Source organism: Dokdonella sp., assembly GCF_044227025.1.
Taxonomy (GTDB): Bacteria; Pseudomonadota; Gammaproteobacteria; order Xanthomonadales; family Rhodanobacteraceae; genus Dokdonella_A.
Genome location: NZ_JBGAFX010000002.1, coordinates 176,361 through 190,441 on the forward strand (window position 1 = coordinate 176,361; position 14,081 = coordinate 190,441).

13 protein-coding genes are annotated in these 14,081 nt (G+C 67.1%); 6 read left to right on the plus strand and 7 right to left on the minus strand.

From position 1 onward, the window contains the following. Window positions 1-201: a DUF6116 family protein gene (locus ACILRJ_RS05080; RefSeq protein ID WP_395681035.1), complete on the minus strand. Its 201-nt coding sequence runs from the start codon at window positions 199-201 to the stop codon at window positions 1-3. A 61-nt stretch (window positions 202-262) separates the two neighbouring features. On the opposite strand from ACILRJ_RS05080, the gene tcdA reads away from it, so the two are divergent. After that, window positions 263-1,048: a tRNA cyclic N6-threonylcarbamoyladenosine(37) synthase TcdA gene (gene tcdA / locus ACILRJ_RS05085; RefSeq protein ID WP_395681037.1), complete on the plus strand. Its 786-nt coding sequence runs from the start codon at window positions 263-265 to the stop codon at window positions 1,046-1,048. A gap of 94 nt (window positions 1,049-1,142) precedes the next feature. On the opposite strand, the gene ACILRJ_RS05090 is transcribed toward tcdA, so the two are convergent. From ACILRJ_RS05090 to ACILRJ_RS05115, 6 genes are all read right to left on the minus strand, one after another. After that, window positions 1,143-1,910, minus strand: coding sequence for a TatD family hydrolase (locus ACILRJ_RS05090; RefSeq protein ID WP_395682034.1), 768 nt, complete (start codon window positions 1,908-1,910; stop codon window positions 1,143-1,145). Then, window positions 1,898-3,436, minus strand: a complete 1,539-nt coding sequence (locus tag ACILRJ_RS05095) for a trypsin-like peptidase domain-containing protein (protein WP_395681039.1) — start codon at window positions 3,434-3,436, stop codon at window positions 1,898-1,900. The genes ACILRJ_RS05090 and ACILRJ_RS05095 overlap by 13 nt, the downstream gene beginning before the upstream one ends. A gap of 95 nt (window positions 3,437-3,531) precedes the next feature. Continuing rightward, on the minus strand, window positions 3,532-3,858 hold the full coding sequence (locus ACILRJ_RS05100) for a hypothetical protein (RefSeq protein WP_395681041.1): 327 nt from the start codon (window positions 3,856-3,858) through the stop codon (window positions 3,532-3,534). 13 nt (window positions 3,859-3,871) lie between these two features. Further along, window positions 3,872-5,290, minus strand: a complete 1,419-nt coding sequence (locus ACILRJ_RS05105; RefSeq protein ID WP_395681043.1) for a radical SAM protein — start codon at window positions 5,288-5,290, stop codon at window positions 3,872-3,874. Continuing rightward, window positions 5,275-6,006, minus strand: a complete 732-nt coding sequence (locus ACILRJ_RS05110) for a prolipoprotein diacylglyceryl transferase (RefSeq protein ID WP_395681045.1) — start codon at window positions 6,004-6,006, stop codon at window positions 5,275-5,277. Before ACILRJ_RS05110 ends, ACILRJ_RS05105 begins: the two co-directional genes overlap by 16 nt. Window positions 6,007-6,013: 7 nt before the next feature. Further along, the gene (locus tag ACILRJ_RS05115; protein ID WP_395681047.1) at window positions 6,014-6,736 is read right to left on the minus strand and encodes a 2OG-Fe(II) oxygenase; all 723 of its coding nucleotides are present in this window, start codon (window positions 6,734-6,736) and stop codon (window positions 6,014-6,016) included. Window positions 6,737-6,940: 204 nt separating this feature from the next. On the opposite strand from ACILRJ_RS05115, the gene carA reads away from it, so the two are divergent. From carA to recJ, 5 genes are read left to right on the plus strand one after another with little or no spacing between them, the layout of a single operon-like run. After that, window positions 6,941-8,080 (plus strand): glutamine-hydrolyzing carbamoyl-phosphate synthase small subunit, encoded by a 1,140-nt coding sequence (gene carA, locus ACILRJ_RS05120; protein WP_395681049.1) that lies wholly within the window; start codon window positions 6,941-6,943, stop codon window positions 8,078-8,080. A 5-nt stretch (window positions 8,081-8,085) separates the two neighbouring features. Beyond that, a complete protein-coding gene (locus ACILRJ_RS05125) occupies window positions 8,086-8,547 on the plus strand; it encodes a hypothetical protein (RefSeq protein ID WP_395681051.1) in 462 nt (153 codons plus the stop codon). Beyond that, on the plus strand, window positions 8,531-11,770 hold the full coding sequence (gene carB / locus ACILRJ_RS05130) for a carbamoyl-phosphate synthase large subunit (RefSeq protein ID WP_395681053.1): 3,240 nt from the start codon (window positions 8,531-8,533) through the stop codon (window positions 11,768-11,770). Before ACILRJ_RS05125 ends, carB begins: the two co-directional genes overlap by 17 nt. Continuing rightward, window positions 11,767-12,246, plus strand: coding sequence for a transcription elongation factor GreA (gene greA, locus ACILRJ_RS05135; protein WP_395681055.1), 480 nt, complete (start codon window positions 11,767-11,769; stop codon window positions 12,244-12,246). The genes carB and greA overlap by 4 nt, the downstream gene beginning before the upstream one ends. Window positions 12,247-12,289: 43 nt before the next feature. Next, window positions 12,290-14,065, plus strand: a complete 1,776-nt coding sequence (recJ, locus tag ACILRJ_RS05140; protein ID WP_395681057.1) for a single-stranded-DNA-specific exonuclease RecJ — start codon at window positions 12,290-12,292, stop codon at window positions 14,063-14,065. Window positions 14,066-14,081: the final 16 nt, after the last annotated feature.

A 14,081-nucleotide genomic window follows, 5' to 3' on the forward strand; every position in this document is an offset into this window, starting at 1 on the left:
TCAGGCCGGGCCGTCCTGCTTGCGTCGCTTGAGGTTCGCCAGCAGCAGGGTGCCAAGGCCAAGCAGGATCTCGTCGATGAAGGGAATGAAATCCGGAATCAGCAGGTCGACGAAGAACAGGACGGCCGTGATCATCGCCAGGCGCGGGAAGCGCAGACCTTCGGCCCAGCGCAGCAGCGGTCGCGTCAGCGGGTTCGCCATCGTCGTGTCTCCTGATCGCGCCCGGTGCAACGGCGCGTGGCGATGATACGCTGCGCGCCGCATGGATACCCCGACCCACGCTGAACGCTTCCGCGGAATCGACCGCCTCTACGGTGCCGGCAGCATCGAGCGCCTCGCGCAGGCGCACGTGTGCATCGTCGGCATCGGCGGAGTCGGTTCGTGGGCGGTCGAGGCGCTCGCACGCAGTGGCGTCGGTCGCCTCGCCCTCATCGATGCCGACGAAGTCTGCGTCAGCAACACGAACCGCCAGCTGCACGCGCTCGACGGCGAGTACGGCAAGGCCAAGGTTGCGGTGATGGCCGATCGCGCGCGCGCGATCAATCCGGCGATCACCATCGACGCGATCGGGCAGTTCCTCACGCCGGCCAATCTCCCCACACTGCTCGACCGTGGATACGACCTCGTCATCGACGCCTGCGACGCATTCCGCGTCAAGGTCGAGATGATTGCCTGGTGCCGGCGGCGCAAGTTGCCGTTGATCACGATCGGTTCGGCCGGTGGTCGTACCGATCCCACGCTCGTCAACGTGCGCGACCTGTCGAAGACCGAACATGATGCGATGCTGGCGCTGGTGCGCAAGAAGCTGCGTGAGGAATTCAACTTCCCGCGCGGGCCCAAGCGCTACTTCGGTGTGCAGGCGGTCTATTCGCGCGAGAACGTGCGCTATCCGCAGGCCGACGGCAGCGTCTGCGGCACGCGGCCTGAGAGTAGCGATTCGATGAAGCTCGATTGCGGCGGTGGCCTCGGTGCGGCGACGCACGTTACCGCGGCGTTCGCGTTCGCGGCGGTGTCGCGGGCTCTGGCCAGGCTGCTGAAGGTGGCGTAGGGCGGTACGCGCAAAGCGCGTGCCGCCGCCGCTTGCGCGCGAACGTCCGGGGCAGGGGTGCGGCGGGACTCGCCGCTGCGCAGCTCGACCCGCCCTACTGCAGGCCGAACAGATTGCGGGCGTTGTGCGTGGTCGCCCGTGCGATCGCTTGCGGGTCTTCGCGGCGCAAAGTCGCGACCGTGGCCAGCACTTCGGACAAGTGCGACGGCTCGTTGCGCTCGCCGCGATGCGTCGCCAGCGGCTGGTCGGGCGCATCGGTTTCCAGCAGCAGGAATTCCAGCGGCATGGTCGCGACGAGGCCGCGCAACTTGTTCGCGCGCTCGTAGGTGATCGGGCCTCCGAGACCGATCAGGAAGCCTAGCTTCCACAGTTGGCGCGCCTGTTCTTCGCTGCCGGAAAAACTGTGCACGACGCCACGCAGTCCGCCGACGCGGCGCAGCGTGGCGATGACCTCGTCGACCGCGCGGCGCGCGTGCAGGATAAGCGGCAGGCCGAATTCGCGCGCGAGTTCGAGCTGGCGCAGGAAGTACAGCCGCTGCTGGTCGGGGTCGAGGCCTTCGACGAAGAAATCGAGGCCGCATTCGCCGACGGCAACCGGGCGTTCGCGTTCGAGCCAGTCGCGCAGCGCATCGAGGTGTCCGGGCCGATGCTCGGCGAGGAACATCGGATGCAGTCCCCATGCCGGATGCAGGCCTTCGTGCGCCGCGCACAACGCGCGCAGCTTGTCGAATCCGGCGCATGCGACTGCGGGGATGACCTGTGCCGTTACGCCGGCGGCCCGCGCGCGAGCAATGACCGCGTCGCGGTCCTGATCGAACTCGGCCGCGTCGAGGTGACAGTGCGAGTCGATCAGCGGACGGATCGGTGTGCTCCGCTGTTTGGCGGTGGAAGATTGCGCAGGATCTCCGGCAGCGCGTGGGTCGAGTGGCCGCGGGTGTCGGTGGACGTCGTTGCATTCTGGTCGATGCCCGCCGTGGCGGTCGCGCCGGTGTTGTCCGGATCGAGCCAGTCGCGCAGGCGCGCCGCGGCACTCGACCCGGTCCAGCCGACCGACAGCTTGCCGTAGCAGTCGTAGCCGTTGTTCGGCTGGCTCGGCGAGACGTCGCTGCACAGGGCGCTGCCGCCGGAGAGCGTGCCGATCAGGCGCCGGTCCGGCGAGAGGCTGCCGGCCGCGCTGAACAGGCCCGAGCCGGACGAACCGCCCTCGGTCGTGCCCTGGCTGTAGGGACCCGCATGCCAGTGGGTCGAGCTGCCATTGGTGGAGGAGATGCAACCGTCCATCGTCGTCGGTCGCGGGCCGGAGGTGACCTTCTTGACGTCGCCGGACGGGTGGTGGATGCCGATGGTGCCGCCGGGCGCGTTGCCGCTGGCGTCCCAGCCGGCGTAGTAGAGGTTCCAGTCGGTATCCGGCGTTCCGGCGAGTTCGACCAGGGTGAAATCGGTATCGGCGCGCGTCGCGCGCAGGGTCGCGCCGTGCTGGTCGTCGTTGAAGTAACCGCCCGATGGCGCGACGTTGCTGCCGCACTGGGTCGACTGGTAGTTCCAGTAGACGACCATCGATTGCGGCTCCGAAGCCGTCGACATGCAATGGTGCGCGGTCAGGAACCAGTTGCGGCGGTCGTGCGGCACGTCGGCGACGAGCGTGCCGGTGCAGATGTAGGTGCCGCTGCCGTCGTCGGCGTCGAATTCGTAGTGGCCGACCGCGCGGATCTCGTTCGGGTAGGGCTGGCCGAGCGGGCAGGCGACGTTGATGTTGCAGGCGCCGGAATCGCCCACGTCCGACACCGCCTTGCTGCGCTTGAACAGGTCGCGGAATCCGGCGCCGACGCGGCTGATCTCCAGCTGCGCCGCACCGACCGATGCGCGTGGCGGCACGCGCAGTTCGACCGTGGCGGTATCGCCGGGCACGACCGCGGAATGGAAGGTGCCATCGAGCGCATCCGCGCTCGTGTACGGACCCTGGTAGAAATCATCGGCGCCGATCAGATACAGCGTTGCCCCGCGCGGCAGCGCGAAGTGCGCGAATGCGAGGCGCAGGTCGGTCGCGCCGGTTGCGCGCACGCGCACGCGCCAGAGTCGCGAGCCGTCATCGAGCGTGTCCCAGCGCCCTTGCGCATCGGGCGTGATCGAAACGCGGTTCGACGCGGCCACCTTCTGCCGCTTGTCGCGCACGCCATGGGTACTTTGCATGCGGTCGGCGTCGCGTCGAAGCTGCGCGGCGTCCACCGCTCCGGCATCTTCGATCGGAACGTCGACGCCGGCCTTGGCCGGATTTGCAAGGCTGTAGGGGGGCTCGCCGTGGCGCGCGGATGCGGGCAGCACCACGAATGCGGCGGCAACGCCGAGCGCGCAGGCAAGGGCGGCAGTGGAACGGAAGATTCGATGCATGGCAGCCTCCTTGGCGTCGACGGAAGCATAGGCCGTGCAGGCGCGCGGAGCGAGTCCCTCGCAGTGCCAGCTGTGCGGCGGTTCAGCAAGCCTCGTCAGTGCCAGCCAGCGAGCAGTCCGAAGCACGCTGCGACGAGCAGCATCGCCACACCGATGATCGTGCCGATGCCAACCACGATGCCGAGCGCGCTGCGTGGCCTGCCGGTGGCCGCGAACCACACGATCAGCGCGAGCATGCCGAGCCAGGGCAGGGCGAGCAGCAGCATGATCGCGGCGTCGTTCTGGTTGTTGCCGATGCCGAGCAGCCCGACGACCAGCGCGTAGCCGCCGATCAGCATGCCCCATGCGCAGGCCACGCCGAGCAGCAGGGAACCTTGTCCGCCCTGGGCTGGTGGCCGGGCCACGACGTCTCGATCATTCATGCGGCACTCCCGTTCATGGATAGCTGCGTTCGGCACGACGGCGCAGTGCATCCAATTGCTGCACGCGATCATCGCGGTAGAACAGGTTGAAGGTGTCGAATGGAATCAGGCGGCCGTCCGGCTGCGCGATGTGCACGCACGACTTCTTCACCGCGCGCAGGTCGAACGAATGCGCGTCGATGAACTGCATGATCAGCACGCGGAACACGTTGCGATAGCCCCAGTCCTGCGGCGCCTGCACCTGCGGCAGGCAGCACAGCAGGTCGGACAGCGAGCACGCCTGCGACTCCGGCGAATGGTTCGTCGCGAACAGTTCGAACACGTGCGCGCGCAGCGCCTCGTCCCGCTCCACCACGATGGTGTTGCGACCCTTCGCGATCAGCGTTTCCGGCGACACGAAACGCGTCAGCGGCACGGTCGCATCGCCGAGTTTGAGCGCGTAGGCCATCGCGAGGCAGTCGGGATTGCACGGCACCGGGATCAGGTCGTCCGGCTCGAACACCTGCGTCTGTTCGAGGATGCGCCGGCGTACTTCGGTGAGCGTCAGGCGGTCGCGCGCGGGATCGTAGTTCTCGAGCCTCCCTGCAGCCTGGATCGGCTGGAACGTCACGCCGCGCACGCAGGGTTGTTTCAGCGCGAACTCGATGATCTCGCCGAGCTCGCCGTCGTTGAGGCCCTTCTTGACGGTGACGACGAGAGTCGTCGATATGTCGTGTTCGTTGAGCCGATCGAGTGCGCGGCGGCGGACTTCCGACAGCTTCGCGCCGCGAAGGTCCTGGTGTACCTCGTCGCGCAGAGAATCGAACTGCAGGTACAACTCGAAACCCGGCTCGTATTGTTTCAGGCGCGCGGCGAAGTCAGGCTCCTTCGCGATGCGCAGGCCATTGGTATTGACCATAAGATGCCGGATCGGACGTTGCTTTGCGGCATCGAGGATCGCGAAAAAATCCGGGTGCAGGGTCGGCTCGCCGCCCGAAATCTGCACGACATCGGGTTCGCCCTCGTTGGCGACGACCGCGTCGAGCATGCGCTCGACCGTGGCAAGGTCGCGATAACCCGGCCGGTGCGGGCCGGAGTCGGCGTAGCAGATCGGGCAGCGCAGGTTGCAGTGGTCGGTGATCTCGACCAGCGACAGGCAACTGTGCTGCATGTGTTCCGGACACAGGCCGCAGTCGTAGGGACAGCCCCAGCGCTGTTCGGTGTTGAAGCGCCGCGGCAATTCGGGCGCCTTGATGAATACTTCGCGTGCCTTGCGGTAGTACGCGGCGTCATCGGCGATCAGCACGCGCTCGCGGCCGTGTTCGGGGCACCATTTCTCGAGGAAGACCCTGTCGTCCTTGAGCAGGATCTTCGCCTCGACCCGCGCGAGGCAGGTCGAGCAGATCGACACGGCGCTGTCATAGAACAGGTACGGCCTTACCTTCGCGCCCACATGGCTCTCCCCAGACGAGGCAGGTCGCGACAGTAGTAGCACAGCCCGGCGATGCACAGCAGCTGGATGCCGGAGAGGAAGCCGAAATACGCATACGGCACCGGCTTGATTGCATCGACCAGCAGGCGGAACGCGAGGTAGGCGACCATGAAGGCCCGGAAGCGGTCGCCGCTTTGCGCGAACGCATCGCGGCGTCGATGCAGCAGCAGCGCGAGCGCGGCAAGGAACACGATTTCGTAGAGCTGGGTCGGATGGCGAGCGATGCCGTCGCCGAAATCGATGCCCCACGGCAGGACGGTCGGATTGCCGAAGGTGTGATCGGCGAGTCCGGCAAGGAAGCAGCCGACGCGTCCGATCGCGATGCCGACAATCAGTGGCAGCGCGAACGCGTCGCCGCTGGAACCGCGCGCTCCGATCGCGCGCTTGGCAATCTCGACGCCGGCGAGGCCACCGAGCAGCGCACCCACGATCGTCTTGCCCTCGAGCAGGTGGCGCCAGTCCGGGAATTGTGCGAACGCCGATAGCGGATCCTCGATCCAGAAGCCGAGTTTCGCGCCCAGTGCTGCGCCGAGGATGGCGCCGAAACCGATCCACACGCTGCGGTCGCGATCCTCGAGCACCGGCAGCGCCAGGCGCCGCCGCTCGCGCAGGAACAGGCGGAAGCCGACAAAGTAGGCGAGGACTTCGATCAGTGAATGCAGCGCAACCGGCGTCATCCGGCGCTCAGTCGCGGTGCGCGGCGTTGCGGTCGCGACCGGCTCCGAGCCGCCGGTCGATGCCGCCGAACAGCTTCTTGAACAGGCGCGACAGCTTGCCGCGTCGGGTCTTGCGCAACTTCTCGTCCTCGCTCGTGAGCCACGCGACCTGGATCACGCGCCGTTCGCCTGCGTGCGGCAGGTGGCCATGGAACGAGTTGTCGGCGCGGCGGAACGCAACGAGCGTGCCGTAGAGCGGACGCACCTCGGGCACGGCGAGGTCGTCGATGTCGTCGAAGCGGTTGAGGAAACGCAGGCAGCCTTCGCTGATGTCGGGCCAACTTTCGTTCAGGTAGACGAGGGCGGTGGCGATCTTCGATTTGCTGTCCGTGTGGATGGTGCCGTGACGCAGATTCAGCGACCGGCAAAGCGTGACCAGACTCGGATGCCGGCCAAGCTGTGGGATGCCGAGGCGCGCGCCGATCGCGTCGGCGAATGCCGGCGAGGTCAGCTCGTCGACGAGTCGATTCACCGAGATGCCGCAATCGGCGGCTTCGTGCGGGAAGAAACCCGCGTTGCCATAGCGCGGAAAATCCCGGGCCAGATCGGCGGCCGCTGTCGCGGGCAACTGTTCGCGGGCGATCAGGAATGCGAACGGCTGCTCGCAAACCAGGGTGTCGGGACGATCGAGGCGGGCGGGATCGAGAAGGCCCGCCGGCGCGGCGTCGATAGGAGGGGCAACAGCGTGCATTGCGAGAGCGAACCCTGAACGGACGCGCGATTGTAGCCGCGAGGCGGGGGCATTGCGGGTGGACACGAGCCGACGCGACCCCTAGAATTTGCGCTCGCCTTGATTCCTTTTCAGCCCCACGGACTGGCTCGCGCCCGCCCGCGGGTACTGTCGCACCCGGATCGACGCGGTTCCGGTGCCTCCACGACCAGCATGGGCGAACGCATGACGACTCCAGCTCTCCTCGCACTTGCCGACGGCAGCGTTTTCCGCGGCACCTCCATTGGCGCGGACGGGCAGACCAGCGGTGAAGTCGTGTTCAACACGGCGATGACCGGCTACCAGGAGATCCTCACCGATCCGTCCTACGCGCAGCAGATCGTCACCCTGACCTATCCGCATATCGGCAACACCGGATGCAACGCCGAGGACGCCGAATCGTCGCGAGTGCACGCGGCCGGCCTCGTGATTCGCGACCTGCCGCTCGCGGCGAGCAACTGGCGTTCGCAGGAAACGCTCGACGCGTACCTGAAGCGCAACGGCATCGTCGCGATCGCCGACATCGACACGCGCCGCCTGACCCGCATCCTGCGCGACACCGGAGCGCAGAACGGCTGCATCGTCGCCGGCGCCGAGGTTTCGGAACAATCCGCGCTCGGCGCCGCGCGCGCGTTCCCGGGCCTCAAGGGCATGGATCTGGCCAAGGTCGTATCGGTGCGCGAACGGCACGTCTGGCGCGAAGGCAGCTACGACCTCGACCATGCCGCCTTCACCCTGCCGGCTGCGCGCTTCCGCGTCGTCGCGTACGATTTCGGCGTGAAGCAGAACATCCTGCGCATATTGGCCGACCGCGGCTGCGAGGTCACCGTCGTGCCGGCGCAGACACCGGCGAGCGAGGTGTTCGCGCTGCGCCCGGACGGCGTGTTCCTTTCCAACGGTCCGGGCGATCCGGAGCCGTGCGACTACGCGATCGCGGCGATCCGCGAGTTCATCCGCGCCAAGGTGCCGACCTTCGGCATCTGCCTCGGCCACCAGCTGCTGGGACTCGCCGTCGGCGCGCGCACGCTCAAGATGAAGTTTGGCCATCACGGCGCAAACCACCCGGTCATCGACCTCGACAGCGGCCGCGTGATGATCTCGAGCCAGAACCACGGCTTCGCGGTCGACGAAGCGAGCTTGCCCGTGAATGCGCGCGCGACCCATCGCTCGCTGTTCGACGGCTCGCTGCAAGGCATTGCGCTGGCGGATGCGCCGGCGTTCGGCTTCCAGGGTCACCCGGAAGCGAGTCCCGGCCCGCACGACGTGGCCGGTTTGTTCGATCGGTTCATCCACCTGATGGAGGCGCGCGCGGCTGCCGCGGCGTAAACGACATGATCAAGCAACGTACCCTCACTCTCGCCATTGCCGGCCTGTTCGCGCTCTCCGCAGCCGACAGCGCGCTCGCGCGCAAGCACCACCATGCCGCCGCGCAGAAACCGGCGGAAGCGGTTGCGCCTGCAGTCGAGACCAAGGCGTCGCAGCCGATCGGCAAACTGGTCGAATACACCGAACTCGAACAGCGTGTCGGCAGCGATCTCGTGATCGAAACCACGTTCGACACGGTCCGTCGCGGCAAGCTGATCAAGTACACGAACCCGGGGCTGACGATCCAGCTCGGCCCTGAGCACGGTTCGGTCGAGCTGACGGTTCCGCGCGAGACCATCCGCAACGTCAGCGTGGTGCTGCCGCCGGCGCAGGAAGCCGCGCCAGCCGCCGCGACCGCGCCGCCGCCCGCAACGACGCCGGCGCCCGCGAAGACGCAACCAGGTGCAAGCAGTGCCAAAAAGAACTGATCTGCGCACGATCCTCATCATCGGTGCCGGCCCGATCGTGATCGGGCAGGCCTGCGAGTTCGACTATTCGGGCGCGCAGGCTTGCAAGGCGCTGAAGGAAGAGGGCTATCGCGTCGTCCTCGTCAACTCGAACCCGGCGACGATCATGACCGACCCGGGTACGGCCGATGCGGTCTACATCGAGCCGATCAACTGGACCACGGTCGAGAAGATCATCGCCAAGGAGCGCCCCGACGCGCTGCTGCCGACGATGGGCGGACAGACCGCGCTCAACTGCGCGCTCGACCTCGCCGACCACGGCGTGCTGGAGAAATACGGCGTCCAGCTGATCGGCGCCTCGCGCGATGCGATCCGCATGGCCGAGGATCGCGAGCTGTTCCGCGTCGCGATGAAGGACATCGGCCTCGAATGCCCGCGTGCGCGCGTCGTGCGCACGTTCGAGCAGGCGGTCGAGGCGCAGGCCGACGTCGGCTATCCGACCATCATCCGCCCGAGCTTCACGCTCGGCGGCAGCGGCGGCGGCATCGCCTACAACAAAGAGGAATTCGAGGAAATCGTCAAGCGCGGCCTTGAGCTATCGCCCGTGCATGAGGTCCTGGTCGAGGAGTCCGTGCTCGGCTGGAAGGAGTTCGAGATGGAAGTGGTCCGCGACACCGCGGACAACTGCATCATCGTCTGCTCGATCGAGAATTTCGATCCGATGGGCGTGCACACCGGCGACTCGATCACGGTCGCGCCGGCGCAGACGCTCACCGACAAGGAATACCAGCGCCTGCGCGACGCCTCGATCGCGGTGCTGCGCAAGATCGGCGTCGATACCGGCGGCTCGAACGTGCAGTTCGGCATCAACGCGCAGGACGGCCGCGTCGTCGTCATCGAGATGAATCCGCGCGTGTCGCGCTCCTCCGCGCTCGCCTCGAAGGCGACGGGGTTCCCGATCGCCAAGGTCGCGGCGAAGCTCGCGGTCGGCTACACCCTCGACGAGCTCAGGAACGACATAACGGGTGGCAGGACGCCGGCCTCGTTCGAGCCGGCGATCGACTATGTCGTGACGAAGATCCCGCGTTTCGCGTTCGAGAAGTTCCCGGCCGCGGACGCGCGCCTCACCACGCAGATGAAGTCGGTCGGCGAGGTGATGGCGATCGGACGCACGTTCCAGGAGTCGCTGCAGAAGGCCCTGCGCGGGCTCGAAACCGGCAAGAACGGCCTCAATCCCAGCAAGGTCGATGCGTCCACTCCGGAAGGACTCGCGGTCCTCAAGCGCGAGCTGAAGGAGCCCGGTCCCGATCGCGTGTTCTACGTCGCCGACGCCTTCCGCGCGGGGCTGACGCAGGTTGACGTGTTCGCGCTGACGCACATCGATCCGTGGTTCCTCGTGCAGATCGAGGACCTGGTGCGGCACGAATCGGCGATCAAGGCCGGCGGATTGGCCGCGCTGGACGCGGCGCGCATGCGCAGCCTCAAGCGCAAGGGCTTTTCCGATGCGCGCCTGGCGGAACTGGTCGGCACCGACGAGAACGCGGTGCGCGCGCTGCGGCGTGCGTTCAACGTGCGCCCGGTATACAAGCGCGTCGACTCGTGTGCAGCCGAATTCGCCACGACCACGGCGTACATGTACTCGACCTACGAGGAAGAGTGCGAGGCCGAACCGACCGCACGCGACAAGGTCATCGTGCTCGGCGGCGGACCGAATCGCATCGGCCAGGGCATCGAGTTCGACTACTGCTGCGTGCATGCCGCCCTCGCACTGCGCGAGGACGGCTATGAAACGATCATGGTCAACTGCAATCCGGAGACGGTGTCGACCGACTACGACACCTCCGACCGCCTGTACTTCGAACCCCTGACGCTCGAGGACGTGCTCGAGATCGTCGACAAGGAAAAGCCGAAGGGCGTGATCGTGCAGTACGGCGGGCAGACCCCGCTCAAGCTCGCGCGCGCGCTCGAAGCCGCCGGCGTGCCGATCATCGGCACGAGCCCGGACAGCATCGATCTCGCCGAGGATCGCGAGCGGTTCCAGAAGCTGATCGAGAAGCTCGGCCTGCGCCAGCCGCCGAATCGCACCGCGCGCAACGCCGACGAAGCGCTCGCTCTCGCACGCGAGATCGGCTATCCGTTGGTCGTGCGCCCGAGTTACGTGCTCGGTGGCCGCGCGATGGAGATCGTGCATGACGACGCCGACCTGTCGCGCTACATTCGCGACGCCGTGCGCGTGTCGAACGATTCGCCCGTGCTGCTCGACCGCTTCCTCGACCATGCCGGTGAAGTCGATGTCGACATCGTCGCCGATGCCGAAGGCAACGTGCTGATCGGCGGCGTGATGGAGCACATCGAGGAAGCCGGCGTGCATTCGGGCGACTCGTCGTGCTCGCTGCCGCCGTATTCGCTCTCGCCCGGTACGCAGGATGAATTGCGCCGCCAGGTCGGCCTGCTCGCACGCGAACTGAAGGTCATCGGCCTGATGAACACGCAGTTCGCGATCCAGTCCGACGGCAACGGCGGCGACACGATCTACATCCTCGAAGTGAATCCGCGCGCATCGCGCACGGTGCCGTTCGTGGCCAAGGCGACCGGCGTCGCGCTGGCAAAGATCGCGGCGCGTTGCATGGTCGGCCAGTCGCTCGCGGCGCAAGGCGCGACACGCGAAGTCGTGCCCGACTACTACTCGGTCAAGGAAGCGATCTTCCCGTTCCTGAAATTCCAGAACGTCGATCCGATCCTTGGTCCCGAGATGCGCTCGACCGGTGAAGTCATGGGCGTCGGCCGCAACTTCGGCGCAGCGTTCGCGCGTGCGCACGAGGCCGCCGGGATCGCCGCGCCGCAGGGCGGCAAGGCGTTCCTGTCGGTGCGCGATGCAGACAAGACGCGCCTGCTGGATGTCGCGCGCGATCTGGTCCGACGCGGCTTCGGGCTGGTGGCGACCGGAGGTACGCATGCCTATCTTGCGGAGCACGGGGTCGACTGCGAGCGCATCAACAAGGTGCTCGAAGGCCGACCGCACGTCGTCGACCTGATCAAGAACGGCGAGATCGCGTTCATCGTCAACACCACCGAAGGCAAGCAGGCGATCGCCGACTCCTTCTCGATCCGGCGCGAGGCGTTGCAGCAGCGCGTGACCTACTCGACCACAGTCAGCGGCGCGAAGGCGTTGCTGCATTCGCTCGACTTCCGCGACAGCACCGACGTCAACAGCCTGCAGGAACTGCACAAGGAACTAGCGTGAAGCGACCCCCGATGACCAAGAAGGGCTCGGAGCGCCTGCGCGGCGAACTCGACCGCCTGAAGAGCGAGGATCGCCCGCGCATCATCGCCGCGATCGCCGAAGCACGTGCGCACGGCGATCTCAAGGAGAACGCCGAGTATCACGCCGCGCGCGAGATGCAGGGCTTCATCGAAGGCCGCATCCAGGAACTGGAAGCGACCCTTTCGCACGCCGAAGTCATCGACGTGACCCGCCTCAATGCGGGCACGCGCATCGTGTTTGGCGCCACCGTTGATCTCTCCGACGAGGACTCGGGCGAGGAAATCACCTACCAGATCGTCGGTGACCTCGAAGCCGACATAAAGCAGCGCCTCATCTCGGTGTCCTCGCCATTCGCGCGCGCGCTGATCGGCAAGAGCCAGGGGGACAGCTTCGAGTTCAACGCGCCGAACGGCACGCGCAACTACGAGATCACCGGCGTCCGTTACGAGACTTGAAACATTCCCTCTGCTGGTTGCTTCGTTCAACGGGTGTGACTCCATGAAGGCTGTCGCCATCCGCCGCCGCGAAGCGACAACCTCTGCGGACTGGCCCCTCGAGCTGCATCCGCTGGTCGCCCGCGTGTACGCCGCACGCGGCATGGCGACCGACGAAGCGCGACCGCTGCGCCTCGCCGACCTGCTCGCGCCAGCGTTGCTCGGCGGCGTGCCCGAGGCGTGCGAATTGCTCGCCGAAGCCATCGCGCGCGATAGTCGCATCTGCATCGTCGGCGACTTCGATGCGGACGGCGCCACCGGCACCGCGGTCGCCGTGCGCGGCCTGCGCCTGCTCGGCGCGCGCAATGTCTGCTACCGCGTTCCCAATCGCATGGTCGACGGCTACGGTCTCGGCGTCGGGCTCGTGGAATCGCTTGCCGATATCCGGCCCGACCTCGTCGTCACGGTCGACAACGGAATCGCCAGCCATGCGGGCGTCGCCGCGGCGCGTGCGCGCGGCATGCGCGTGATCGTGACCGACCATCACCTGCCTGGACCGACGCTGCCGCCAGCGGACGCGATCGTCAATCCGTTGCTGGTGCGCGCGTCCAGCGCGCAAGAAGCGCAAAGCGGGCATCCGTGCCCGCACTCTTCAACAAGTGCACAGGGCCAGCTCGGCCATCTCGCCGGCGTCGGCGTGATGTTCTACCTGCTGCTCGCGTTGCGCGCGCGATTGTTCCCGGACGCTGCAAGCGCGCGCCCGGACCTCGCCTCGCTGCTCGACCTCGTCGCGCTCGGTACGGTAGCCGATCTCGTGCCACTCGACGCGAACAACCGCATACTCGTCGCGGCGGGACTGCAGCGTATCCGCAGCGACCGCGCATCGGCCGGCATCGCGGCGCTGTACCGCGCGTCGGGCCGTGATCCACGCCGCGCCGTCGCCGCCGATCTCGGCTACGCACTCGGGCCACGCATCAATGCAGCGGGTCGGCTCGAGGACATGAGTCTCGGCATCGAGTGCCTGCTCAGCGACGACGCCGGAGCGGCCGATGTACTGGCCGAGCGCTTGTCGGCGATCAATGCCGAGCGGCGCGAACTGCAGGCGGCGATGGTCGAGCAGGGCGAAGCGTTGCTCGCGCGTTTCGTCGAGCGCTATCGCGAGGACGCACTGCCGTGCGGAGTCGTCTTGCATGAACCCGACTGGCATCCCGGCGTGGTCGGGCTCGTTGCGTCCAAGCTCAAGGAGCGGCTGAATCGACCCGTGGTCGCATTCGCATGCGCGGACGAGGGTGGCGTCGAATTGCGCGGCTCCGCGCGCTCGATTGCCGGCTTCCATCTTCGCGACGCGCTGGCCGAGGTGGATGCCGCGCATCCTGGGCTCATTGGGCGCTTCGGCGGACACGCGATGGCTGCGGGGCTGAGCCTGCCTGCGGCCAACCTGGCGGCGTTCGCCGCCGAGTTCGACGCCGTGGCGCGTCGACGACTCGATCCCGCGCAGCTCGAGCGAAGCCTGTGGAGCGATGGCGAACTCGCTCCGCACGAAATCACGGCCGACAACGCGCGCGCACTGCGCTATGCGGCGCCATGGGGCCAGGCGTTTCCCGAACCCGCGTTCGACAACGTGTTCGCGGTCGAATCCTGGCGCGCGGTCGGCGAAAAGCACCTGCGCATGCAACTCCGCCACGAGCTCGGTGGTGATGCGCTCGAGGCGATCCTGTTCGACGCGGTCGAAGTGATGCCGCCGCCTGCGCGCGTGCGCGCATTGTTCCAGCTCGATCTCAACGACTGGAACGGTCGCGAGCGCCTGCAGCTCCTCGTGCGCCACATCGAGCCAGCGTAGGGCGGACGACATTCGC

Excerpts from the sequence above, each read along its gene's own strand:
- ACILRJ_RS05095 (WP_395681039.1), bottom strand. The coding sequence starts at position 3,436 with ATGCATCGAATCTTCCGTTCCACTGCCGCCCTTGCCTGCGCGCTCGGC.
- carA (WP_395681049.1), top strand. The coding sequence starts at position 6,941 with ATGACGACTCCAGCTCTCCTCGCACTTGCCGACGGCAGCGTTTTCCGC.
- recJ (WP_395681057.1), top strand. The coding sequence starts at position 12,290 with ATGAAGGCTGTCGCCATCCGCCGCCGCGAAGCGACAACCTCTGCGGAC.
- tcdA (WP_395681037.1), top strand. The coding sequence starts at position 263 with ATGGATACCCCGACCCACGCTGAACGCTTCCGCGGAATCGACCGCCTC.
- ACILRJ_RS05125 (WP_395681051.1), top strand. The coding sequence starts at position 8,086 with ATGATCAAGCAACGTACCCTCACTCTCGCCATTGCCGGCCTGTTCGCG.
- ACILRJ_RS05115 (WP_395681047.1), bottom strand. The coding sequence starts at position 6,736 with ATGCACGCTGTTGCCCCTCCTATCGACGCCGCGCCGGCGGGCCTTCTC.
- ACILRJ_RS05110 (WP_395681045.1), bottom strand. The coding sequence starts at position 6,006 with ATGACGCCGGTTGCGCTGCATTCACTGATCGAAGTCCTCGCCTACTTT.
- ACILRJ_RS05080 (WP_395681035.1), bottom strand. The coding sequence starts at position 201 with ATGGCGAACCCGCTGACGCGACCGCTGCTGCGCTGGGCCGAAGGTCTG.
- ACILRJ_RS05100 (WP_395681041.1), bottom strand. The coding sequence starts at position 3,858 with ATGAATGATCGAGACGTCGTGGCCCGGCCACCAGCCCAGGGCGGACAA.